This is a genomic window from Streptomyces sp. NPDC001351, assembly GCF_042896045.1.
In the GTDB taxonomy this organism is placed as follows: Bacteria; Actinomycetota; Actinomycetes; order Streptomycetales; family Streptomycetaceae; genus Streptomyces.
The window spans coordinates 227,514-250,923 of record NZ_JBIAWS010000016.1 but is presented as its reverse complement, the minus strand read 5'-3'; the positions used below and the strand labels follow the sequence as shown (position 1 = coordinate 250,923).

The window sequence follows — 23,410 nt, the reverse complement described above, 5'->3', positions numbered from 1 at the left end:
TTCGGTCTTGCGTTTCCGACTCTATCAGACCGTTTCCGGTTCCGATTTCCTCGGTGCTTTCCAGGTTCCCGCTTTCGCGTTTCCCTTTCCGGCGGCTCCGACTTTATCAGAAGTTTCGAGCCGGACTGACCGGCCGCTCATTTCCGATTCATCGGGAGTGGCTTCTTCGAAATCGATGTTTCCGAGAAGCAGACAGATGCTCACTGCTGCCGACCGGACTAGATCCAGTTCCAGGCAACTGTTCGAATCTACCTCCCCACTTGGTCCGTGTCAACGGCTCCTGTGGGGCGAAGGAGAGACTAACAGGTCAGGAGGGGCGGTCGCACATCAGGCGGCCGTCGGCACCGTGGCGCTGCGCTCCGCAGCCTCGACGTCACCCGTTTCTCCGGCACGGGCCGCTCGGCCGCCCAGGACGAAGACGTACACGAGGAAGGCGAGCTCCACAGCGGCTCCGATGCCTATTCGAGCCCACGTCGGAAGGCCGGAGGGGGTGACGAAGCCTTCGATGGCGCCTGAGACGAAGAGGACGAGCGCGAGGCCGATCGCCATGCCCACGGCGGCACGGCCCTCCTCGGCGAGGGCCGTGCGGCGGGAGCGGGGGCCCGGGTCTATGAGGGTCCAGCCGAGGCGGAGGCCGGTTCCGGCGGCCACGAAGACAGCGGTCAGTTCGAGCAGGCCGTGTGGGAGGACCAGGCCGAGGAAGGTGTCGAGTCGGCCGGCCGAGGACATCAGCCCGAAGCCGACCCCGAGGTTGATCATGTTCTGGAGAAGGATCCAGAGGACGGGCAGGCCGAGGAAGACCCCCAGGATCAGGCACTGAGCGGCCGCCCAGGCGTTGTTCGTCCAGACCTGGGCGGCGAAGGACGCCGCAGGGTGGCTGGAGTAGTACGTCTCGTACTGTCCCCCTGGGCGGGTGAGTTCACGCAGCTCGCTGGGGGCCGCGATCGTGGCCTGCACCTCGGGGTGGGTGCCTATCCACCAGCCCAGGAGGACGGCCACGACAGTGGACAGAAGCGCCGTGGGGACCCACCATCGGCGCGATCTGTAGACCGCGGCGGGGAATCCCTGCATGAGGAAGCGGGTGACGTCTCGCCAGGAGGCGCGTCGGGTGCCTGTGACTGCGCTACGCGCGCGTGCCACCAGCTGGCTGAGGCGTCCGGTCAGCTGGGGGTCCGGGGCGCTGGACTGGATCAGAGAGAGGTGGGTGGCCGCGCGCTGGTAGAGCACGACGAGTTCGTCGGCCTCCGCGCCGGTGAGACGGCGTTGACGGCTGAGAAGGGCGTCGAGGCGGTCCCATTCGGCTCGGTGGGCAGTGACGAAGACGTCGAGGTCCATCGGTTTGCCTGCTCCTCGGCTGTTCGTCGGCGGCTCGTCGTGGGGTCAGCTTTTCGTACTGCGGCGCGATGCGCCCTCAGCTTGGCAGACTGGCCGTTCACGGGGCAGGCCAGGGGAAGGACTACGGGCGTGAGTGAGCTTGTGACGGGCGAGGCGGTGGCGCTGGAGTTGCGCCCCGCGAGGCTGCCCAGCAGGGCGCTTGCAGTGCTGCTTGATCTGGCCGTGGCCATGTTCGTCTACGTGGCCCTGACCATCGCTCTGGTCGCTGCCACAGCTTCGCTGGATGACGCGGCGCAGATCGCGGTGTCGATCGCGACCTCCGTTCTGGTACTGGTGGGCGGGCCGATCGCAGTCGAGACGCTCAGCCACGGGCGGTCACTCGGAAAGTTGGCGTGCGGGCTGCGTGTGGTGCGGGACGACGGGGGGCCGATCCGGTTCCGGCATGCGCTGGTTCGGGGCGGGATCGGGGTGGTCGAGATCCTCATGACGTTCGGGGTCGTCGCCTGCATCGCCTCCCTTGTGTCGGCTCGGGGGCGGCGGCTCGGCGACGTGTTCGCCGGGACTCTCGTCGTTCGGGAAAGGGTGCCAGTGGTGCGGGCGGGCTTCCTGCCTCCGCCACCGCCCTGGCTGGCCGGGAGGTTCTCGGGGCTTGATCTGTCTGCGGTTCCCGACGGGTTGTGGCTCGCCATCCGTCAGTATCTTTCGCGCATGCAGCAGCTGGATCCGCAGGTCGGCTCGGCGATGGCGGAGCGGCTCGCCTCGGACCTCTCGGCGCGTACGGGTACACCGGTTCCCCAGGGGGTTCCGCCGACGGCGTATCTGGCGGCTGTGGTGCAGGAGCGGCAGGCCCGGGAGGCGCGGCGGGCCTTCGCGAACGGATCTGCGGCCGGGAGCACGGCTGCGGGTTGGCAGCCTGCGGGTGTCGTGCACCCGTCGGGTGCGCCGAGCTCCTACGAGCCTCCGTCCGGACTCCCCCCGGTGGTGGCTCCGTCGGCTGCCGCTGTGGCGCAGGCGGCTGCGGCCGGACGGCAAGCCGAGGCGCCGACGCAGGAAGCTTTGGCGCACGAAACCGCGCAACCCGTGCGGACCGCCCAGCAGGATGCGCCGTCGAAAGACCGGCCGGCCGGCGGTGCGAGCGGTACCACCGAGTCCACCGGGTTCGTACCGCCGGCGTAGGCCCTTCACGGCCGCCGCATGGGCCGTCTCAGCCGGGCAGCTACGTCCGCGCGTCGCCCTGCATCGCTTTGGCGGACGTCTCGCTCAGTTGAATGCGGACGGCGGCGATTCGAGGTCTTCGAGCTCGATGCCGGGCGCGGCCAGCACCACGTCGCCTGCGATGTGTACGGCGTGCTGCTCACCCGTGTCCAGGGCCGTGACCTGGTATTCGTCCACGGTCAGGGGGGCGTTGTCAGTGGCGTGTGTTTCTCTGTTCACCAAGGCCCAGGACTGGTCCACGGTGCGCGGGGCGAGGACGGGGTCGGTGAAGGCGACGAGGCGTACGCGGGTTGCTGTGGCGGAGGGGGTGAGGCGCAGGAGACGGCTGATGGCGATGAGGAACGCGGGGGATGTGCCGGAGAAGGCGTGGGCGCGGACGTTGCCTTCGGTGGCATGGACTCCGGTGGGGTCCGTCCGGACCCAGGTGACGCCGTCGAGCGCGGCACCGCGGACCTGCCAGCCCGCGGCATGCAGCTCGAGGCGGATGGGGCGGCCCAGCTCGTCGAGGGCGAGGTCGACGGAACCCCGGTGGTCGCCCGCGGGAGTGGTGAGTTGCGATACGTAGCGCCAGCCGGAAGGTCCGGGGGCGCAGTGGAAATGCTCTTCTGCGAGGGGGGTGTGATCGTGCGGATCGTGGAGCGAATAACGGCCGCGGGGCATGGGGGTCCTGGGTCTTGACGGGCTGGCCGGCCGACGGGCCGCAGAGCCAAAGGGGCAGGCCCCCGACACGGGGGTGCGGGGGCCTGCCTCGGAGGAACTGCTGCTGGTGAGCGTGTCAGCGCACCGACGCGCTCACCATCGGCTTCGCCGAGCCGCTCAGTAGCGGTAGTGGTCCGACTTGTACGGGCCCTCGACCTGGACGCCGATGTACGCGGCCTGCTCGGGGCGGAGCGTGGTCAGCTTCACGCCGAGAGAGTCCAGGTGGAGACGGGCGACCTTCTCGTCGAGGTGCTTGGGCAGCGTGTACACGCCGGTCGGGTACTCGTCGGGCTTGGTGAACAGCTCGATCTGGGCCAGGGTCTGGTCCGCGAAGGAGTTGGACATCACGAACGAGGGGTGGCCGGTGGCGTTGCCCAGGTTCAGCAGACGGCCCTCGGACAGGATGATGATCACCTTGCCGTCGGGGAAGGTCCAGGTGTGGACCTGCGGCTTGACCTCGTCCTTGACGATGCCCGGGATCTTGGCGAGGCCGGCCATGTCGATCTCGTTGTCGAAGTGACCGATGTTGCCGACGATCGCCTGGTGCTTCATCTTGGCCATGTCCGAGGCCATGATGATGTCCTTGTTGCCGGTCGTGGTGACGAAGATGTCGGCCTTGTCGATGACCTCGTCGAGGGTCGTGACCTGGTAGCCGTCCATCGCCGCCTGGAGGGCGCAGATCGGGTCGATCTCGGTGACGATGACGCGGGCGCCCTGTCCACGCAGGGACTCCGCGCAGCCCTTGCCCACGTCGCCGTAGCCGCAGACGACCGCGGTCTTGCCGCCGATGAGGACGTCGGTGGCACGGTTGATGCCGTCGATCAGGGAGTGGCGGCAGCCGTACTTGTTGTCGAACTTCGACTTGGTGACGGCGTCGTTGACGTTGATCGCCGGGAAGAGGAGGACGCCGTCGCGCTGCATCTCGTACAGGCGGTGGACGCCGGTGGTGGTCTCCTCGGTCACGCCGCGGATCTCCGAGGCGAGCTGGGTCCACTTCTGCGAGCCGTTGGTGATGGTGCGGTGCAGGAGTTCGAGGATGACGCGGTGCTCGTCGGACTCGGCGGTGTCGACGGAGGGGACCTTGCCGTCCTTCTCGTACTCGACGCCCTTGTGGACGAGGAGGGTGGCGTCACCGCCGTCGTCGAGGATCATGTTGGGGCCGCCGGTGGGGCTGTCCGGCCAGGTCAGCGCCTGCTCAGTGCACCACCAGTACTCCTCCAGGGTCTCGCCCTTCCAGGCGAAGACCGGGACGCCCTGCGGGTTCTCGGGCGTGCCGTTCGGGCCGACGGCGATGGCGGCGGCCGCGTGGTCCTGGGTGGAGAAGATGTTGCAGGAGGCCCAGCGGACCTGCGCGCCCAGGGCGACCAGGGTCTCGATGAGCACAGCGGTCTGCACGGTCATGTGCAGGGAGCCGGTGACACGGGCGCCGGCCAGCGGCTGGGTCTCGGCGTACTCCTTGCGGATCGCCATCAGGCCGGGCATCTCGTGCTCGGCGAGGGTGATCTCCTTGCGGCCGAAGTCGGCCAGGGAGAGGTCGGCGACCTTGAAGTCCTGTCGGTTCTCGACAGTCGTCATTGCGAGCTGCTCCTCGGGGTTGGGACGAGGTGGGTACGGCTGGTCTGCGCGGCGGCGGACACAGGGGTGCCCGAAGAGGACACAGGCATGCCCGCGTGCGCGCAGCGCAGTCCGTCGGAGGCCCTCTCTCCCTCGGTCGGTCCGCGGTGGGACCGCCCGACCGCCATCAGCAGCGACGTCTGGCTCGGTTCCAAGCTACACCGACCGCCACGGCGACCCCAGCCCGCCTTCGAACACATCCCGTGGATCAGGGCGGGCCCCGGTGCCGGACGCGACGGTTGGAGGAGCGATAACAGGACACCTGTGAACGGGGGAACAGGAGGCAGCAGACCAGGTCGGAGGGACTTTCGCTCACCGTCGTCACGCAGCGGATCATCGGTGTCGGCGGCGATCACATCGTCTGCCGCACGGAGAAGACCAGGGTGAGCGGCTCCTCGTCAATGGCAAGCCGCTCGACGAGCCGTACCTGGCGGGGTGGCCTGATGGCGCTCACCGGGCTCGGGCTGGGGATCGCGGCGGTTGCCGGGCGGAAGTGTGTCGTGGTGCCCCCGCCTCCGCCCTGGGCCGTGCAGGTATGACGAAGGGGCCCACCGGGTGTTCCGCGGGCCCCCTGGTCGTACGGCGAAGTGGTCTCAGTGATCGGCGGGGTGCGGTGCCGGTCCCCCTGGGGTGGCTTCGCGGTCGGGGCCCTTGGCGGCCTCGGCCTCGCTGTAGATGTCCGGCTCGAGGTAGATGACGCGGGCGATGGGGACGGCGGCGCGGATGCGGGCCTCGGCGGCGTTGATGGCGGATGCGACCTCCGCGGCCGTGTCGTCGTGCTGAACGGCGATCTTGGCGGCGATCAGCAGCTCCTCGGGGCCTAGGTGGAGCGTGCGCATGTGGATGATGCCGGTGACCGTGTCGCCGTCGACGATGGCCGCCTCGATCTGCTTGACCTCGTCGACCCCTGCGGCCTCGCCGAGGAGGAGGGACTTGGTCTCGGCGGCGAGGACGAGGGCGATCAGGACGAGCAGGATGCCGATGCAGACCGTGCCGATGCCGTCCCAGACGCCGTCGCCGGTGAGCAGGGCGAGGCCGACACCGCCGAGCGCAAGGACGAGACCGATGAGCGCGCCGAAGTCCTCCAGGAGGACCACGGGCAGCTCGGGCGCCTTGGCGCGGCGGATGAACTGCGACCAGGACAGCTTGCCGCGCAGCTCGTTCGACTCCTTGATGGCCGTCTTGAAGGAGAAGCCCTCGGCGATGATCGCGAAGACGAGGACGCCCACCGGCCAGTACCAGTGCTCCACCTCGTGCGGGTGGCGGATCTTCTCGTAGCCCTCGTAGATGGCGAACATGCCGCCGACCGAGAAGAGGACGATGGAGACGAGGAAGGCGTAGATGTACCGCTCGCGGCCGTAGCCGAAGGGGTGCTGCGGGGTCGCCTCGCGCTGGGCCTTCTTGCCGCCGATCAGCAGCAGGAACTGGTTGCCCGAGTCGGCGAGCGAGTGGACGCCCTCGGCGAGCATCGACGAGGAACCGCTGAACGCGAACGCCACGAACTTCGATGCCGCGATCGCGAGGTTGGCGCCGAGTGCCGCCACGATCGCCCTGGTGCCGCCTGACGCGCTCATGTGTCCGCGTTGTCCCTTCGCCTTCGTACGTACGCCGTCCGGGCCCCGCCTCTCGCGGCTTTGCCCGTCCTTTGCCGGTGGGCCATTCTTGCAGCCCTGGCCGACGACGGCCCGTCAGGTATCCACAACCCCGGTCATACGATCACAGTGGCCCGGAAGACCGTACCCGCTCCCGACACCTCGGCCTTCTCGCCTGCCGGGACGAAGACCGACTGGCCGGGGCGCAGTTCGTGGTCGCCCGCCTGCACAAGACCGGCCGTGCAGAGCAGGATCTGCGGGGTGGCGCGGGTGAGGTCGTGGGCCGAGCCGCCCTCGGGGAGGACGTGGCGCGACAGCCGGAACTCGTCGATCGGGGTCTCGTAGACCTCCTCGCCGTCCGGGGACGCCTCGGGGCGCAGCACGCCGGGGTCGCTCGCCTCGAAGCGGACGATGCGCAGGAGTTCGGGGACGTCGACGTGCTTGGGGGTCAGGCCGCAGCGCAGGACGTTGTCGGAGTTGGCCATGATCTCGACGCCGAGACCGTTCAGATACGCGTGCGGGATGCCGGCGCCGAGGAAGAGGGCCTCGCCGGGCTGCAGCCGTACGTAGTTGAGGAGCATGGCGGCGATGACGCCCGGGTCGCCCGGGTAGTGGTGCGCGATGTCCGCATAGGGCGCGTAGTCGCCGCCCAGACGCGTGCAGGCGGCCGCGGCTTCGGCGACCGTGCGGTGCATCTCCTCGGGGTCGGCGGTGAGGATCGCCGTGAGGACCTCGCGCAGGGCGGCGTCCTCGGGGTGGGCGTGCAGCAGGTCGACGTACGGCTTGAGGGAGTCGACCCCGAGGCCGTCGAGGAGGCCGGCCGCCTGGAGCGGGTCGCGGAAGCCGCACAGGCCGTCGAACTCGGTGAGCGCGCAGATCAGTTCGGGCTTGTGGTTGGCGTCCTTGTAGTTGCGGTGCGGGGCGTCGACAGGGATGTGCCGGCGCTCCTCGTCCTCGTAACCCTCCTTCGCCTGCGCCAGGTTGGGGTGCACCTGGAGGGAGAGCGGGGCGCCGGCGGCGAGGATCTTGAGGAGGAAGGGCAGGCGGGGGCCGAACTTGGCGACGGCGGCCGGGCCGAGTTCCTTCTCCGGGTCCGCGTCGACGACCTCGACGAGCGTGCCGCGTCCGGTGCGCGAGGGGGCGCCGGGGTGGGCGCCCATCCACATCTCCGCCTGCGGTTCGCCGGTCGGTTCGACACCGAGCAGGTGCGGGATCGCGGTGGTCGAACCCCAGGCGTAGGGGCGGATGGTGTTGTCGAGGCGGTCCATGCTGTGTCTTCGTCTCCGTACGTACGCCGCGCTCGGCGGGCGCTGGTCAGTAAGCGCGGGTTGCGCGGGTCAACGTCAGGCCCCCGAGGCGAGCGCCAGGTAAACGGCGGCGAAATCCGTGATGGCGATCAGCTCGGCGAGGGTCTCCAGTTCGCCGCCGGGTTCCGGTTCCAGTTCGCTGATCGGCGTGTCGTGGCTGAGGGCCAGGTCACGAGCGGCCGGCGCTGCGGTGAGGCCTTCGATCGGGCGGTCGCGGAGCAGCACCACGCGCGCGTGCAGGGCGGGTGCTTCCTCTACGCGGTCGCGGAAGAAGTCGTCCGGGTCGGCGCTGGCGGCGAGTGGGCCGGCCAGCAGGGCGCTGTGTGCGGCGAGTGCCTCGGGGAGCTCGGCGACGACCGCCGGGCGGCCGGAGAGTTCGGCGAGGGCGGCCGCGAAACGCCGTCCCGCGGGGCCTGCCGAGACACCCTCGGTCCATACGACGGGCAGCGCGTCGGCGAGTTCGGCGGCGAGCGTCTTGGCGGGGTTGCTGTAGGTCGCGATCGCGGGGCCGCAGCGTTCGGCGATGTAGTCGAGACGGTCGGCGATCTTCTCGACGGCCTCCGGCGGGGCGGTGACCAGGCCGGTGCGGTCGAGGAGGGCGAGGAGGGGCGTGAGCAACGCCCACAGGACGCCGGGGGCGGAGGCGGCGAGTTCCTGTTCGTCCTGCTCGTACGGGGCTGTCGCCATCGGTACGAAGAGGCCGTGGGCGCCTTCCACCGCCTCGGTGAGCGGGGTGCGGGCGGGGGCGACGGCGACGACCGTGCAGCCGCGCCGGTAGGCCGCGTCGGCGAGCAGGGACAGGCCCGGTTCGGTGCCGTCCGGGGTGGTGATCAGGAGCAGGTCGACGCTCCCCGCCCAGCCCGGGAGTTCCCAGCGCAGGGCGCCCGCGGCGGGGGCGACGCCGGTGGGGGCGAGGCGGATGACGGGGCTGCCGGGGCCGGCGAGCGTGCCGAGGAGGTCGGCGGCGCAGATCGCCGCGGCGCCGGGGCCCGCGATGAGGACCGCGCGGGGGCGGCCGTCGGGCTTGAGGTCGTTCACGCCGGCCTCTGCGGCGTGCCGGGCGGCTGTGCGGACGCGGGCGCCTGCCTCGGCGGCGCCGCGGAGCAGGCCGCGGCGGTCGGCCTCCGAGAGGGCCTCGGGGGTGTCGAGCAGCGATTCGTCGAGCATGGGCGGCAGCCTCCGATCGCCGGGGGTTTGTGTGCGCCGGGTTGTACGCGCGGCGGGGCTTGTTGTGCGGGTTCCCCTTTGCGCGGTGGCTTTGCGGGCGCCTTCTTGCGCGGGTGGCGGGCTCGGCGTTACGCGGGGCGGCGGGCCTCGTCGACGAGCAGGACGGGGATGCCGTCGCGGATGGGGTAGGCCAGGCCGCAGTCCTTGCCCGTGCAGATCAGCTCGGTTTCCTGCTCGTTGGCTTCCTGCTCCTTGAGCGGGGCGTGGCAGGCCGGGCAGGCGAGGATCTCCAGGAGGCCGGCTTCGAGCGGCATGGGTGTGTCCCTTCGGGGGCGCGCGTGTGCGTGTGCGGATGTGCCTGGTCAGCGTACCGCCGTGGGGGGCGGGGTGCCGGGGTTGGGCGGGGGTCGGGTCGGGTGGCCGTGGGAGGCCCGCGGCCAAGCCGCTGATGGGTGCAGCGCCCCCGCCGCCCCCTACCCGTTCCCGTCCCCGGGGGCGCTGCCCCTTCGACCCCGCCAGGGGGCTTCGCCCCCTGGACCCTCGTCGGCCTGAACGGCCTCGTCCTCAAACGCCGGACGGGCTGGGTGGGGCCCGTCGGTGGCCGAGAGGTGCAGCCCCGGTCAGGCCCGGATGATGCTCAGGACCTCGTCCCGGATCTTTGTCATGGTGGCCTCGTCCCTTGCCTCCGCGTTCAGGCGGAGCAGGGGTTCCGTGTTGGAGGGGCGGACGTTGAACCACCAGTCGGTGGAGGTCACCGTCAGGCCGTCGAGTTCGTCGAGGGTGATGTCCTCGCGGGCGCCGTAGGCCGCCTTGATGGCCACCAGGCGGTCGGCCTGGTCGGCGACCGTTGAGTTGATCTCGCCGGAGCCCACGTAGCGGTCGTACTCGGCGGTCAGGGTGGAGAGCGGGCCCTCCTGGCCGCCGAGGGCCGCGAGGACGTGGAGGGCGGCCAGCATGCCCGTGTCGGCGTTCCAGAAGTCCTTGAAGTAGTAGTGGGCCGAGTGTTCGCCGCCGAAGATCGCGCCCGACTTCGCCATCTCGGCCTTGATGAAGGAGTGGCCGACGCGGGTGCGGGCCGGAGTGCCGCCGTGTTCGCGCACCACCTCGGGGACCGACCAGGACGTGATCAGGTTGTGGATGATCACGCCCTTCCCGCCGTTCCTGGCCAGCTCGCGCGCGGCCACCAGGGCCGTGATCGCGGACGGCGAGACCGGATCGCCGTGCTCGTCGACGACGAAGCAGCGGTCCGCGTCGCCGTCGAAGGCGATGCCCAGGTCGGCGGACTCCTCACGCACGCGCTGCTGCAGGTCGACGAGGTTCGCCGGGTCCAGCGGGTTCGCCTCGTGGTTCGGGAACGTGCCGTCGAGTTCGAAGTACATGGGTACGACGGTCAGGGGCAGGCCGGCGAAGACCGTGGGGACCGTGTGGCCGCCCATGCCGTTGCCCGCGTCGACGACGACCTTCAGGGGGCGGATGGACGTCAGGTCGACGAGGGAGCGCAGGTGGGCCGCGTAGTCCGACAACGTGTCGCGCGAGGTGATGGTTCCCGGCTCGGCGACCGGCTCGGGGGCGCCCGACTCGCTCCACTGCTCGGCCAGTTCGCGGATCCGGGACAGGCCCGTGTCCTGGCCCACCGGCGCCGCGCCCGCGCGGCACAGCTTGATGCCGTTGTACTGCGCCGGGTTGTGTGAGGCCGTGAACATCGCGCCCGGCAGGTTCAGGGCGCCCGAGGCGTAGTACAGCTGGTCGGTCGAGCACAGGCCGATCTCGGTCACGTCGACGCCCTGTGCGGCCGCCCCGCGCGCGAAGGCACGCGACAGGCCGGGTGACGACGGCCGCATGTCGTGGCCGATCACGATCGCGTCCGCCCCGGTCACCTGGACGAAAGCGGCCCCGAAGAGCTCGGCCAGCGACTCGTCCCACTGGTCCGGGACCACCCCGCGTACGTCGTACGCCTTCACGATCTGCGACAGATCAGCAGCCACGGCCAACCCTCCTGAAGTCCTATCGGTCGCCTCAAACTACCCGTACCGGTTGACGGCGCGACGTGCGGACTCCGAGTGGACTCCCAGCCGTAACCTCAGGCCAGAGCCGGGTGAGAACCCGGGAAGAGCCAGGGCAGGATCCGGGAAGAGTCAGGGCAGCATCCAGTCCAGGACCGGTGAGCTCTGGCCCACCACGATCAGGCACATCACCAGCAGCAGACCCGCGCTCCAGGGCAGTACCTTGCGCAGCAGGTCCCCCTCACGGCCCGCGAGGCCCACGGCCGCGCAGGCGATGGTGAGGTTCTGCGGCGAGATCATCTTGCCGAGGACGCCGCCCGAACTGTTGGCGGCGGCCAGGAGTCCGGGCGACAGGCCGGACTCGCGCGCCGCGGTCACCTGCAGGGCCCCGAAGAGCGCGTTGGCCGAGGTGTCCGAGCCGGAGACCGCCACCCCGAACCAGCCGAGGACGGGTGACAGGAAGGCCAGTCCGGCTCCCGCCGCCGCCACGAAGTGGCCGATCGTGCCTGCCTGACCGGAGAGGTTCATGACGTACGCGAGCGCCAGTACGGACGTCACGGTCAGGATCGCGAACCTCAGCTCGTGCACGGTCGCCAGCCACTCCTTGACCGCCACGCGCGCGTGCACACCGAGCATGACCGCCGTGCAGCCTCCGGCGAGCAGGACGAGCGTGCCGCCGGTCGACACGACCGGCCAGGTGAAGACGTTGCCGCCGACCGGTTTCCCGTCCGGCCCGGCGACGTCGAGGAACGGCCAGTCGTACGTCTGGGTCGCCCGGGCCAGCCAGTCCTTGACCGCCGGGATCTGCGCGACGGAGAAGATCGCGACGATGAGTGCGTACGGGGCGTAGGCGCGCAGGACTTCGGGCCGCGGGTCCTCCTCGTCCAGTTCCTCGCTGCGTACGCCGGTCGGCACTGCGTACGCCGGTCGGCACGGACGCGCGTACCGACTCGGTGGCGGGCACGCGCGCGTGCGGTACGGCGACCAGGGCGCCCGCGCCCACCAAGGAGGCACCGATGTCGGCGAGTTGTGGGGAGAGGTAGTTGGAGGCGGCGAACTGGGCGACGGCGAAGGCGACTCCGCACACCAGGGCGAGCACCCAGGTCTCGCGCAGGCCGCGCCGCCCGTCCACCAGCCAGACCAGGACGAGTGGCACCACCAGTGCCAGCAGCGGCGTTTGACGTCCCACCACGGAGGCCACGGTGTCCAGGGGCAGCCCCGTCACCTGCGCGAGCGTCACGACCGGCGTGCCCATCGCGCCGAAGGCGACCGGCGCCGTGTTGGCGACGAGCGCGACGACCGCGGCGCGCACGGGGTCGAAGCCGAGGGCGACGAGCATCACGGAGCAGATCGCGACCGGCGCACCGAATCCGGCGAGGGCCTCCAGGAGCGCGCCGAAGCAGAACGCGACCACGAGCGCCTGGATGCGCGGGTCGTCCGACAGCCGTCCGAAGGAGCGGCGCAGGATGTCGAAGTGCCGGGTGCGGACCGTCATCCGGTACACCCACAGGGCGTTGACCACGATCCACAGGATGGGAAAGAGCCCGAAGACGGCCCCCTGGGCGGCGCTGGAGAGCGTCTGGTCGAGTGGCATGCGGTAGGCGAGCCAGGCGACCAGAACGGCCGCCACAAGCCCTGTCAGGCCCGCCAGGTGCGCCTTCATGCGCACGCCGCCGAGCAGGATCAGGACGATCAGCAGGGGCAGGGCCGCGACGAGGGCGGACAGGCCGAGCGAGGCGGCGACGGGTTCCAGTTCCTGGACGTACACGGGCGCCTCCCCGGATTCCGGCATGCGGAAAGCGATTTCCCGCCGGACGCATCAGGGGAATGGTCGTGTCCGCGCCAAGGGAACGTCAATGGGTGTGCGTCACTGGGCGGAACGGGGGATGGGAAGCGGGGCTCAGTTGTCCGGAGAGCGCAGTACCCGCAGATGCCCGCGCCGCGCGACCTCCATTGGGTCCGCCGTGCGCGCCCCGCCACCGCCGGCGCCCGCCGCCCGCTCCTGGGGGCGGGCCGCCTCGCGCACCGCGTTGGCAAGCGCTTCCAGGTCGTCGCCGCTGGGGCGGGCCGGAGCGGAGCCGTCGAGCAGTCGGACGACCTCCCAGCCGCGCGGGGCGGTGAGGCGCTCGGAGTGCTCGGCGCACAGGTCGTAGCAGTGGGGTTCGGCGTAGGTGGCGAGCGGGCCGAGGACCGCGGTCGAGTCGGCGTAGACGTACGTCAGCGTCGCGACGGCGGGACGGCCGCAAGCGGTGCGCGAACAGCGACGTACAGGGCTCACGACGTTGGACGGTACCGCACTCTTGAGCGGGCCGCGACGACTCTCCCCCAGGTCACCCCACCGTGTCGTCCTGTGAAACACCCCACACCCCTCCTGTGGAACACCCGGCTGACCTGCACGGACGCACATTCACACGACCTGGCGCACCCCTCCGTCCGATCAACACACCGTACAAACACCGTCAATTGCCCCAACAGCGTCGGTCTCGTAGAGATACGGAAACGAGCCCAACCTTGGCTGGAATGGTCATCCTGTGACAGGCCGTCCAGGGGGGTCCGGGGCACTCCGGCCTGCCGCGTGGGGCACGGCGTGCGGTCCCGGCGGGGACTACGCTTCACCAGTGATGGACAACCCCGTACCGCACCGTGCCGCCCGCCCCGGGCCCCGCCGTCGTGATCGCCACGGCCGGGGCATGCGCGGCCCGATCGCGCCTCCGCAGGTGCCGCTCGCCGCGAGCCGTGCCGAGGCGTTCGCGGATCTGGTGCAGGACTCCGTGGAGCGGCTGGAACGGCGGTGGCCGCAGCTCGCCGAGATCGACTTCCTCGTGCTCGAGGTGCCGCGCCTCGACGGCCCGGCCGAGGCCTGGAGCGACGAGGCGGTGCCGCTGGGCGGGACGATTCCCTCCCGGGAGGGGCGGCCGGCCCGGGTGGTCGTGTACCGGCGGCCGGTGGAGATCCGCACCAAGGGGCGCGACGAGCGGGCCGCTCTGGTGCACGAGGTTGTGGTCGAGCAGGTGGCCGAGTTGCTGGGGCTTACTCCGGAGACGGTGGATCCGCGGTACGGCGAGGACTGAGCCGGGATTTCGATGGCACCCGGCGGTGAGGGTGCCGTCCGGGGGCTGCCGCCCCCAGACCCCCGCTTCGGCCTGAACGGCCTCGTCCTCAAACTCCCCCACTCTCGGCTTCGCTCGAGCGGGGGGACCCCCACGACGGGCTGGAAACAACTACCGCTGCAGCACCGACAGGTCCTGGTCCGCCTCCGGTACCGCCACCGTTCCGCGGTCGTCCGGCAGGGTCTGGACCGTGAAGCCCGGGACTCCCTCCTCCGTCGCCGCCAGGGTGCGTGCCGCGTAGACCGGGCCGCCGGACAGGGGCTCGACCGTCAGGGCGTAGGTGCCCTGGAGGCCGCTCGGGACGGGGGCGGCGATGTCCTGAGTGGTGCCGGCCTTGATCGTGTACGTCTTCGAGACCGCGGTGCCGCCGTCGCTGCCCGCGGACGCGGTGACCTTCACCTGGGCGGTGCGGGTGGGTGCGGTCAGGGACAGCGTGGTGCCCTTTCCGCTGTTGTCGGCGGACGTCGCGCGCGCGCCCACCGGGCTGGTGGCCGGGATGAACGCCGTCTCCTGCTTGTCGCCCTTGCCCCGTACGACGCGCAGCGCGGCGACCACCGGTACGGACTTGTCGGTCGGAGTGAGGAGCAGGGAACCGGCCTCGCCGCGGGTGACGGGGCCGAGGTCGACGGCGGTGGTCATACCCCCCTTCACGTGCAGCGTCTCGTTCCCGGCGGGCGTGATCCGCCCGGACGGGGAGGCGAGCCGCACCTTCAGGTCGGCGTCCGCTTCGCCGGGCGTGAAGGCGATCAGGCGCACGGACGTGGCGTCCTTGGGGATGCCGGGCAGGACGAGGCTGCCCGCCGGATCCGTGGACGCGGCCAGCCAGTCGCCGCCGACCTTGTCGTCGAGCGCCTGCACGGCGGCGCCCACGCGTCCGCTGCGGACGTTCACATGCACGGTGAGGTCGGTCTGCTTCTCGTCGGTGAGCGTGGACAGCAGGACCGGGTCGCTGGAGTGCGGTGCGACGGTGATGCCCTCCCCCACGGTCGACTTGAGGGCGCCGTCCTTGCCGTAGAGCTCGATGTCGACGACGGCGGCGGAGTCGTCCGGGTTGGTGAGGTGGACGTAGTCGGTGCGGGCGGGGTCCGTGCTGGCGCCCGGGAACCAGAACTCGGTGTCCGGGGCGGTGCAGTTGACGCCCTGGAGGCCGCGTCCGGTGCCCGCGGCGACCTCGGTGGTCTCCTGCACCGCCCAGCCGGGCGCGAACCTGCCCTCGGCGGTGCCGACGAGCGCGGGTGTGCCGGAACCCGAGGTGTCGCCCGTGACGGGCTTGCCGGGCTCCTTGGGCGTGAGGACCGGCTTGTCGGTCTTCGGTTTGCCGGCCTTCTTCTTGCCGCTCTTCTTGCCGTCAGTCTTGCCGTTCGTCTTGCCGCCGGCACCCGCCGCGTCGGCCGACTGCTCGGTGGCGGACTGGAGTTGGGCCGTCCCGTCGCTTCCCGTGCCCTTCGTGACGGGCGTGAAGGACGTGTACGAGGTGTCGGCGAGGTCGGAGGTGCTGGGCTGCGGGCACAGCAACGTGGTGCGTTCCACGGGCAGTTCGGCGGCCGCCTTGGCGGTGTCCGCGCCGGAGGCGCCCGGCGCGGAGAGCGAGGCGAAGCCCGTGATGGCGGCGAGCGCGGCCGTGCCGGCGATCAGGGAGACGGTGGTGCGGTTCACTGCTGGCTCCCGTCGGGGCGCTCGGGGGCGTGCGGATGCGGCTGCGCCGGGTCGTACGTCGGGTCGTAACCCTGCTGGTACGACGGGTCGTACGCGGTCTGGTCGTATGCCCCCTGGGAGGAGCCGCCGTACGCGTACGGGTCGTACTGGCCGCCCTGGTACGGGTCCGCCGGGTACGTCTGGTCGTAGGTGCCCGCCGGGTACTGCTGGGTGCCCTGGTACTGCTCGTTGCCGTAGCTGCCGTAGTCGGCGCCCTGGTAGCCCGCCGCATCCCAGTCGCCGTAGGACTGCTGGTGCGGGACCGCCACCGGTGGCTCCTCCGCAGGAGGAGACGGGAACTCCTCGCTCTGGCCCGCCTCTTCGGCCTCGGCCTCCGCCTGGGCGCGCAGACGGCGGGCGCGGCGGCCCTCGCCGGCGACCGCCTCGGCGGGTACGGCCGGCTCCTCCGGGAGGTCGTCGTCGACATCGCGGCGCCGGCCGGGCAGGGCCAGGACGACGAGGACGACGGCCAGGAAGCCCTGCGCCCACAGCCAGGCGGTGTGTGTGATCGGGTCGTCGAAGGTGACGTCCAGCTTGCCGCCGGAGGCGGGGAGCTGGAAGCCCTGGGCCCAGCCGTCGACCGTGGTGCGGGTGAGCGGCCTGCCGTCCAGGGTGGCCGTCCAGCCCTCGGCGGCGGTGTCGGCGAGGCGCAGGACGCGGGCGCCGGAGCCGGACGGAACGGTGGTGTGGATCTCGACGGGTCCGGCGGCGACGGGCTGCACCGTACCGGAGCCGGAGGCGGGGACGATGGTGGCGCGCGCGACCTCCTGGTCGACCCGCCACAGGGCACTGCCGCCCTGCTGGCTCAGCCGGGAGAGGCCGGGGGTGGCGTCCAGGACGCGGGTGACCTCGCGGGGCGCGCCCTTGCGGACGAGGACGTAGCGGACGGCGAACTTGCCCAGCTGGTCGGTCTGGTCTGCGCCGGAGCCGGCGACGAGGTTGGCGACGACCTTGTCGAGCCTGGCGTTCTCACCGTCGGCCCCGGCGCTCTCGGCGTCGCCGAGCCGGGCGCCGGAGCCGCGCACCAGGGTGTAGCCGACGCGGGCCGTGGAGTCGCTGTCGAGCACGAGCGTGCGTGCCTGGTCCTGGGTGCCGCTCTCCTCGGCGACGAACGCGGGGACCTGCACGGGGTCCTGCCGCTCGACCGGTCCGTCGGCGCCGCGGACCATCCAGCCGACGGCGATGGCCAGCGGGCCGGCGACCGCGGCGAAGGCTATGAGCGCGGCCACCGGCTGGCGCCAGCCGAAACTCTGCTCGGCGACACGCGCGCGTGCACCGTCGGCGCCGAGGACGGCGGCGGTCAGGAGGGCGAGGCCGTAGACGAGGGTGGCCGGGCCGGACCAGGTCGAACGGTTGGACAGGACCGCGAAGACGAGGCCCACCAGGGCGACCGCCCAGGACGTCCAGATTCCGAACTGACGCTCCGAGCGCAGCAGGGCTGCCAGCGCGGCCAGGACGATCCCGATGAGCATCAGCCCGCTGACCGTGCCCGGGCCGCCGGGGCTCATGCCGAGCAGGTCGAGGGCCGAGGCGGCCGAGGGGCCGTAGTCGAGCCCGGCTTCCTTGAAGAAGCCGAACGGGAGCAGTGACAGCGACCAGGGTGCGAGGACCAGCAGGGGCGTGCCGAGCTGGGCCAGGAAGCGCAGGCCGTGGGCGGTGATGTCGGTGCGCCGCACGGCGAGCGGCGCGAGGCCGAGGACCAGCGCGACGGGCCACACGATGGGCGTGAACGCCGTGGTGATCGTCAGCAGCAGTGTGTACGCCCAGGTGGCGCGCCAGCTGCCGGGTGCGCCCGACGTGTTCGCGAGGCCGCTGGCGGCGATGCCCGCGCGTGCGATGAGCGGCAGCAGCACGGCCAGTACGGCGGTGCCGATGCGGCCTCCCGCGAGCGCGCCCGTGGCGGCCGGCAGGAAGGCGTAGACGACGGCGGCCCAGGCGCGCAGCAGACGCGACTCGACGAGCGGGCGGGAGGCGAAGTACGCGGTGACGCCGGCCAGCGGCACCGAGCACACGAGCAGGACGGTGACCGCGAGTCCGGTCGAGCCGAACAACACGGAGGCGAGCATCGCCACGATCGCGAGGTACGGCGGCGCGGACGGGGTGCCGCCGGCGCCCACGGCGTGCCAGGAGTCGAGGTAGCGCGACCAGAGCTCACTGGAGTCGGCCGGGGCGGGCAGCAGGGCGCCGCCCGCGAGCGCGCCGCCGCCGAGCAGTGCGCGGCAGGCGACCAGCGAGACGAACAGCAGCACCAGGAAGAGCATCGGGCCGGGCTTACGGCCGATGCGCTTGAGGCGGGCGAACTGCTCGATCTCCAGGAAGTCGGCGTCGTCGCCGCCGGGCCCGGACTCGACCGCGCCGCCGTGCCGTCCGGCGCCCGAGGTCACCTCGGGGTCGGAGCGGCCGACGAGGTCGCCCGCGGCCTGCTCGACGGTGGCCCGTATGGTCGCGCCGGGCGGCGGGAACAGGGCGCGCAGTTCGCCCTTGTCGATCTGTGGCCGGCCGCGCCGGCGCCGTCCGGCGATGATCCGCTCGGGACGCAGCAGCGTGCCCAGCAGGCCGCGGATCTCGTCGACGGCCTGTCCCGGCACCTTGCCGACGAGATAGGCGACGGTCCGCAGGAGCGTGCCGAGCACGAGGCGCACCAGCACCCAGGGCAGCGCGGCCGTCCGCGTGTTGACCAGGAGGGTGTAGACGGCGCCGGCCTTGTCGACCTTGTGCGGCGAGGCGACGGTGCGGCCCGAGCAGTCGACGGTGCGGCGCTCGCGGGAGGCCGCCTCGGCGTGTCGTACGACCGCCTCGGGGGCGACGAGGACGCGGTGGCCGGCGGCGGTGGCGCGCCAGCACAGGTCGACATCGTCACGCATCAGGGGCAGCCGGCTGTCGAAGCCGCCGAGCTGCTCGAAGACGTCGCGCCTGATCAGCATGCCGGCGGTGGACACGGACAGCACGGTCCGGACGTGGTCGTGCTGCCCCTGGTCCTGTTCGCGGCGGTCCAGGCCGGTCCAGCGGCGGCCGGAGTTGGCGATGGTGACGCCGACCTCCAGGAGCTGGCGGCGGTCGTACCAGCCGCGGAGCTTGGGGCCCACCACCGCCACGTCGTCGCGGCCCAGCTCGAGTTCGTTCTCCACGACGCGCAGCAGCTGGGCCAGGGCGTCGGGTTCGGGGGCGCAGTCGTCGTGCAGCAGCCACAGCCACTGGACCGGTTCGCCGTGCGGGAGTTCCGGCATGTCGTAGGCGTCGTCGCGCCAGCTGCGGGTGACCGGGTCCCAGCCGCTGGGCCGCTTCAGATAGGGCAGCTCGTCGGGGGTCAGGACGGGCGCGCTGCGCTCCGCCTCCTCGACGGCCTGGCCGAAGCCGGTGCGCCGGGCGAGGTGCAGCACGCGGTCGGCGCCGAGGGCGTCGGTGACCAGCTGGGCGGAGTCGTCCGCGCTGCCGGTGTCGGCGGCCACGGCGTACTGAACGGGGCGCTCCTGGCCGAGCAGCCCGGCGAGCGCGTCGGGCAGCCAGCGGGCGCCGTCGTGGGAGACGACGACCGCCGTCACCACGTGACGCGGAAACTCTGGCGTGGCAGCGAGGTCTTGGTGGGCTGCCGTGTGGCTGTGCACGGACATCGAGGTACGGGCCCCGGTTCGATGGACTGCGGTGGACGCCTGTGCCCCCTGGGGGCAGCGAGGCGTCTCGGACGAGCGACCACACTATCGGCTGGGCACCACGGCGGCCCGCCGCCTGTGGATAACCCCACCTGCGACGGGCCGTTCGAATCTGTTTCGGTTGTGCGGGGGCGTCGGCCGCCCGGTCAGATCGCGGCCTTCTTCAGACGGCGTCGTTCACGTTCGGACAGTCCGCCCCAGATGCCGAAGCGCTCGTCGTTGGCGAGGGCGTATTCGAGGCACTCGGAGCGGACTTCACAGGCCAGGCAGACCTTCTTGGCCTCACGGGTCGAGCCGCCCTTCTCGGGAAAGAAGGACTCGGGGTCGGTCTGGGCGCACAGCGCGCGCTCCTGCCAGCCGAGTTCCTCGTCCGCGTCGTCGACCAGCAGTTGCTGCACCAGCTCGGTCATGTGCGCCCCTCGTCTGTCTTTCGCGTCCCCGTGATGTAGCCGTTACCGATTCCGGCTGAACGACACGAGTGAAATTACAAGTGTGCTGCTCCGGGCGAGTCAAGCCGAGATCTGCTATTGAGCCCCTTATTCACTCTGCGGAACCAAGGCCATGCGGAAAGTGTTCAAATCGGCATAAACCTTGACACACAGACGAAGCCCGGAAGGACCTTCGACCCCGAGCAGAGCCTGTACGGGGAAGGACGCCCGCAGATCCGATCTCGTTCCACGCGCACCTCGAAGCAAACCGGATCACAGTCGGATCACAGGACCGCAACGAGGTTTGAGCGCCATGTGTCCCGGGCGACGCATGCACAAACCTTTCGCCTCCGACATGAACCGGATGAGGTGAACCATGTCCCACATACCGGGCGTCGAGTTGACAGTGAAGGTGTGAACCGCTGTCCTTGTGGGCATGCTCGCGAACTTGGCGCTCACCTCGACCCGCACCGCCGGGTCCCACGGTGCTGCCCGCGCTCGCTGTAGCTGTTGTTGCTGTGCCAGCTGTTGAGCCACACCTGCTCCGGCTGTCGGCCCTGTCGTCCGTGACGGGGCTCCCGTTCCCTCTGACCTTCTTTCACTGAGGAACCACGCACCCCTATGAACAGCAGCGACAACGACCTCCAGATCGCCGGCGACATCCTCGAAGTGCAGCACCTGCTGCAGCCCCCGCGCGAGCACCCGGCCACCGTCGCCGAGTTCGTGGGCCTGGCCCGGTCCATCGCCGCCGACCGCTCCCAGTGGGAGCACCTCGTCGAGTACGACGCGACGACGCGCTGGTACCACCGGCTGCGCACCGGGCCGGGCTACGAGGTGTGGCTGCTGTCCTGGGTGCCCGGTCAGGGCAGCGGGCTGCACGACCACGGCCGCTCCTCGGGTGTGCTGACCGTCCTGGAGGGCACGCTGACCGAGCGGACCGAGCGGGGCACGCGCGCGTTGGGCGCGGGCGCGCAGCGGGTGTTCGCTCCGGGGTATGTGCACGAGGTCGTCAACGACACGCTGGAGCCGGCGGTCAGCCTGCACGTCTACTACCCGGGGCTGACGGAGATGCCGATGCTCCCCCAGTCTCAACTTCGTTCGACCGGGGGGACCCCCATGGCCTGCACGGCGGCCCCGGCCGCGTACGACGAGGTGGACGTCGTAACCGCCTGACGCGTTGTCGTACCCGCCTGTAAGACTTGCCCCATGCGCATTGTGGTTCTGGCAGGCGGCATCGGTGGTGCCCGGTTCCTGCGCGGTCTGAAGAAGGCCGTGCCGGACGCGGACATCACCGTCATCGGCAACACCGGGGACGACATCCACCTCTTCGGACTGAAGGTCTGCCCGGACCTCGACACGGTGATGTACACGCTCGGCGGCGGTATCAACGAGGAGCAGGGCTGGGGGCGGGCCGAGGAGACCTTCCACCTCAAGGAGGAGCTCGCGGCCTACGGCGTGGGGCCGGAGTGGTTCGGGCTCGGCGACCGGGACTTCGCCACGCACATCGTGCGGACGCAGATGATCGGCGCCGGGTATCCGCTGAGCGCGGTGACGGAGGCGCTGTGCGACCGGTGGAAGCCGGGTGTGCGGCTGATCCCCATGACGGACGACCGGGTCGAGACCCATGTGGCCGTCGAGGTCGACGGTGAGCGCAGGGCGGTGCACTTCCAGGAGTACTGGGTGCGGCTGCGGGCCTCGGTGCCGGCCGAGGCGGTCGTGCCCGTCGGGGCGGAGCAGGCGAAGCCGGCGCCGGGTGTGCTGGAGGCGATCGCGGAGGCGGACGTGGTGCTCTTCCCGCCCTCGAACCCGGTGGTCTCCATCGGCACGATCCTCGCCGTGCCCGGCATCCGGGAGGCGATCGCCGATGCCGGGGTGCCCGTCGTCGGCCTCTCCCCCATCGTCGGGGACGCGCCCGTGCGAGGCATGGCCGACAAGGTGCTCGCGGCGGTCGGCGTGGAGTCGACGGCCGCGGCGGTGGCCGAGCACTACGGCTCGGGCCTGCTCGACGGCTGGCTCGTCGACACCGTGGACGCGGGCGTCGTGGACCGGGTCGAGGCCGCGGGGATCCGATGCCGGGCCGTACCGCTGATGATGACCGACATCGAGGCGACCGCCCGGATGGCACGTGAGGCACTGGCGCTGGCGGAGGAGGTGCGGGTGCCGTGAGCGACGGGACGTCCGAGGGCACGGGCGCGTGCGGCCGCGGGGACGGCGCGGGCGGGTATCGGGTCTGGGCCGTGGACGGGATTCCTGAGGTCGTGCCGGGGGACGACCTCGCCAAGTTGATCGCCGCCGCCGAGCCCGAGCTGATCGACGGGGACGTGTTGCTCGTCACCTCGAAGATCGTGTCCAAGGCGGAGGGACGGGTCGTCGAGGCGGCCGATCGGGAGGCCGCGATCGATGCCGAGACCGTGCGGGTCGTGGCGCGGCGCGGGGCCCTGCGGATCGTCGAGAACCGGCAGGGGCTGGTGATGGCCGCGGCGGGGGTCGACGCCTCCAACACCCCGTCCGGCACGGTGCTGTTGCTGCCCGAGGATCCCGACGCGTCCGCCCGGGCGATCCGGGAGGGGCTGCGGGACACCCTCGGCGTCAACGTCGGGGTCGTCGTCACCGACACCTTCGGGCGGCCCTGGCGCTCGGGGCTCACGGACGTCGCGATCGGCGCCGCCGGGGTGCACGTGCTCGACGATCTGCGCGGGGGCACGGACGCGTACGGCAATCCGCTCAGCGCGACGGTCGTGGCGACGGCGGACGAGCTGGCCGCGGCCGGTGATCTGGTCAAGGGCAAGGCCGCCGGGCTGCCCGTCGCCGTCGTGCGCGGGCTGCCGCACGTGGTGGCGCAGGGCGACGGAGAGGGGGCGCGGGCCATGGTGCGCGGCGGGCGTGACGACATGTTCCGGCTGGGCACGTCCGAGGCGATCCGGACGGCGGTGACCCAGCGGCGTACCGTGCGGGCCTTCACCGACGAGCCCGTCGATCCCGGTGCCGTACGGCGGGCGGTCGCCGCGGCCGTGACCGCGCCGGCGCCGCATCACACGACGCCGTGGCGGTTCGTGCTGCTGGAGTCGCAGGACGCGCGGACCCGGTTGCTGGACGCCATGCGCGACGCCTGGATCGCCGATCTGCGGCGGGACGGGAAGAGCGAGGAGTCCATCGCCAAGCGGGTGCGGCGGGGCGATGTGCTGCGCAATGCGCCGTACCTGGTGGTGCCGTGTCTGGTGATGGACGGGTCGCATGTGTACGGGGACGCTCGGCGGGACGGGGCGGAGCGGGAGATGTTCGTGGTCGCCGCGGGGGCGGGGGTGCAGAACTTCTTGGTTGCGCTGGCCGGGGAGCGGTTGGGGTCCGCGTGGGTTTCCTCGACGATGTTCTGCCGGGATGTGGTGCGGGAGGTTCTGGGGCTGCCGGGGGACTGGGATCCGATGGGGGCGGTGGCTGTGGGGCATGCGGCGGAGGAGCCGCGGGCTCGGCCTGAGCGGGACGCTGCCGCGTTCATCGCGGTGCGGTGACGCTCCGCTGGGTGGGCCGGGTGCCTATGGTTACGCGGCGGAGCCGCATATTCGTACAGCACCGCCCCCGAACAGCGTTGTGCGCA

Annotated in this window: 17 protein-coding genes and 1 pseudogene; 5 read left to right on the top strand and 13 right to left on the bottom strand. The window is 71.4% G+C overall.

Annotation, left to right across the window (positions count from 1 at the left end; all coding sequences use genetic code 11):
- Window positions 1-327: 327 nt before the first annotated feature.
- The gene (locus ACFY1U_RS42120; protein ID WP_390699352.1) at window positions 328-1,335 is read right to left on the bottom strand and encodes a stage II sporulation protein M; all 1,008 of its coding nucleotides are present in this window, start codon (window positions 1,333-1,335) and stop codon (window positions 328-330) included.
- 129 nt (window positions 1,336-1,464) lie between these two features.
- Between ACFY1U_RS42120 and ACFY1U_RS42115 the strand changes: the two genes are divergently transcribed.
- The gene (locus tag ACFY1U_RS42115; RefSeq protein WP_390699350.1) at window positions 1,465-2,511 is read left to right on the top strand and encodes an RDD family protein; all 1,047 of its coding nucleotides are present in this window, start codon (window positions 1,465-1,467) and stop codon (window positions 2,509-2,511) included.
- A gap of 84 nt (window positions 2,512-2,595) precedes the next feature.
- On the opposite strand, the gene ACFY1U_RS42110 is transcribed toward ACFY1U_RS42115, so the two are convergent.
- The 9 genes and pseudogenes from ACFY1U_RS42110 to ACFY1U_RS42070 all read right to left on the bottom strand — a co-directional run bounded on the left by ACFY1U_RS42110 (window position 2,596) and on the right by ACFY1U_RS42070 (window position 13,210).
- Entirely contained in the window at window positions 2,596-3,210 is a 615-nt protein-coding gene (locus ACFY1U_RS42110; RefSeq protein ID WP_390699348.1) for a hypothetical protein, read from the bottom strand.
- Window positions 3,211-3,366: 156 nt separating this feature from the next.
- Complete coding sequence (gene ahcY, locus ACFY1U_RS42105; protein ID WP_390699346.1) at window positions 3,367-4,824, bottom strand: adenosylhomocysteinase; 1,458 nt, start codon at window positions 4,822-4,824, stop codon at window positions 3,367-3,369.
- Window positions 4,825-5,456: 632 nt separating this feature from the next.
- Window positions 5,457-6,437 carry a cation diffusion facilitator family transporter gene (locus ACFY1U_RS42100; protein WP_390699345.1) on the bottom strand — a complete coding sequence of 327 codons (981 nt, stop codon included), beginning with the start codon at window positions 6,435-6,437 and terminating at the stop codon, window positions 5,457-5,459.
- Between the two features lie 134 nt (window positions 6,438-6,571).
- A complete protein-coding gene (manA, locus tag ACFY1U_RS42095) occupies window positions 6,572-7,723 on the bottom strand; it encodes a mannose-6-phosphate isomerase, class I (protein WP_390699343.1) in 1,152 nt (383 codons plus the stop codon).
- A 75-nt stretch (window positions 7,724-7,798) separates the two neighbouring features.
- A complete protein-coding gene (locus ACFY1U_RS42090) occupies window positions 7,799-8,929 on the bottom strand; it encodes an SIS domain-containing protein (RefSeq protein WP_390699342.1) in 1,131 nt (376 codons plus the stop codon).
- Between the two features lie 128 nt (window positions 8,930-9,057).
- Complete coding sequence (locus ACFY1U_RS42085) at window positions 9,058-9,243, bottom strand: Trm112 family protein (protein ID WP_344402083.1); 186 nt, start codon at window positions 9,241-9,243, stop codon at window positions 9,058-9,060.
- A gap of 306 nt (window positions 9,244-9,549) precedes the next feature.
- On the bottom strand, window positions 9,550-10,914 hold the full coding sequence (locus tag ACFY1U_RS42080; protein ID WP_390699341.1) for a phosphomannomutase/phosphoglucomutase: 1,365 nt from the start codon (window positions 10,912-10,914) through the stop codon (window positions 9,550-9,552).
- Window positions 10,915-11,064: 150 nt separating this feature from the next.
- Window positions 11,065-12,700, bottom strand: a pseudogene (locus ACFY1U_RS42075) (L-lactate permease).
- Window positions 12,701-12,832: 132 nt separating this feature from the next.
- Entirely contained in the window at window positions 12,833-13,210 is a 378-nt protein-coding gene (locus tag ACFY1U_RS42070) for a DUF3499 domain-containing protein (protein WP_030941657.1), read from the bottom strand.
- A 343-nt stretch (window positions 13,211-13,553) separates the two neighbouring features.
- On the opposite strand from ACFY1U_RS42070, the gene ACFY1U_RS42065 reads away from it, so the two are divergent.
- Complete coding sequence (locus ACFY1U_RS42065; protein ID WP_344402334.1) at window positions 13,554-14,003, top strand: metallopeptidase family protein; 450 nt, start codon at window positions 13,554-13,556, stop codon at window positions 14,001-14,003.
- 150 nt (window positions 14,004-14,153) lie between these two features.
- Here the strand turns inward: ACFY1U_RS42065 and ACFY1U_RS42060 are convergent, their stop codons facing one another.
- The 3 genes from ACFY1U_RS42060 to ACFY1U_RS42050 form a co-directional block, all read right to left on the bottom strand.
- The gene (locus ACFY1U_RS42060) at window positions 14,154-15,698 is read right to left on the bottom strand and encodes a DUF5719 family protein (protein WP_390699340.1); all 1,545 of its coding nucleotides are present in this window, start codon (window positions 15,696-15,698) and stop codon (window positions 14,154-14,156) included.
- Window positions 15,695-19,348: a glycosyltransferase gene (locus ACFY1U_RS42055; RefSeq protein ID WP_390699339.1), complete on the bottom strand. Its 3,654-nt coding sequence runs from the start codon at window positions 19,346-19,348 to the stop codon at window positions 15,695-15,697. Before ACFY1U_RS42055 ends, ACFY1U_RS42060 begins: the two co-directional genes overlap by 4 nt.
- Window positions 19,349-19,533: 185 nt before the next feature.
- Complete coding sequence (locus ACFY1U_RS42050; RefSeq protein WP_010986447.1) at window positions 19,534-19,797, bottom strand: WhiB family transcriptional regulator; 264 nt, start codon at window positions 19,795-19,797, stop codon at window positions 19,534-19,536.
- Window positions 19,798-20,436: 639 nt separating this feature from the next.
- On the opposite strand from ACFY1U_RS42050, the gene ACFY1U_RS42045 reads away from it, so the two are divergent.
- The 3 genes from ACFY1U_RS42045 to ACFY1U_RS42035 are packed head-to-tail and all read left to right on the top strand — an operon-like array spanning window position 20,437 to window position 23,324.
- A complete protein-coding gene (locus ACFY1U_RS42045; protein ID WP_390699338.1) occupies window positions 20,437-20,988 on the top strand; it encodes a cysteine dioxygenase in 552 nt (183 codons plus the stop codon).
- 33 nt (window positions 20,989-21,021) lie between these two features.
- Complete coding sequence (gene cofD / locus ACFY1U_RS42040; protein ID WP_390699336.1) at window positions 21,022-21,981, top strand: 2-phospho-L-lactate transferase; 960 nt, start codon at window positions 21,022-21,024, stop codon at window positions 21,979-21,981.
- Window positions 21,978-23,324: a coenzyme F420-0:L-glutamate ligase gene (locus tag ACFY1U_RS42035; protein ID WP_390699334.1), complete on the top strand. Its 1,347-nt coding sequence runs from the start codon at window positions 21,978-21,980 to the stop codon at window positions 23,322-23,324. Before cofD ends, ACFY1U_RS42035 begins: the two co-directional genes overlap by 4 nt.
- Window positions 23,325-23,410: the final 86 nt, after the last annotated feature.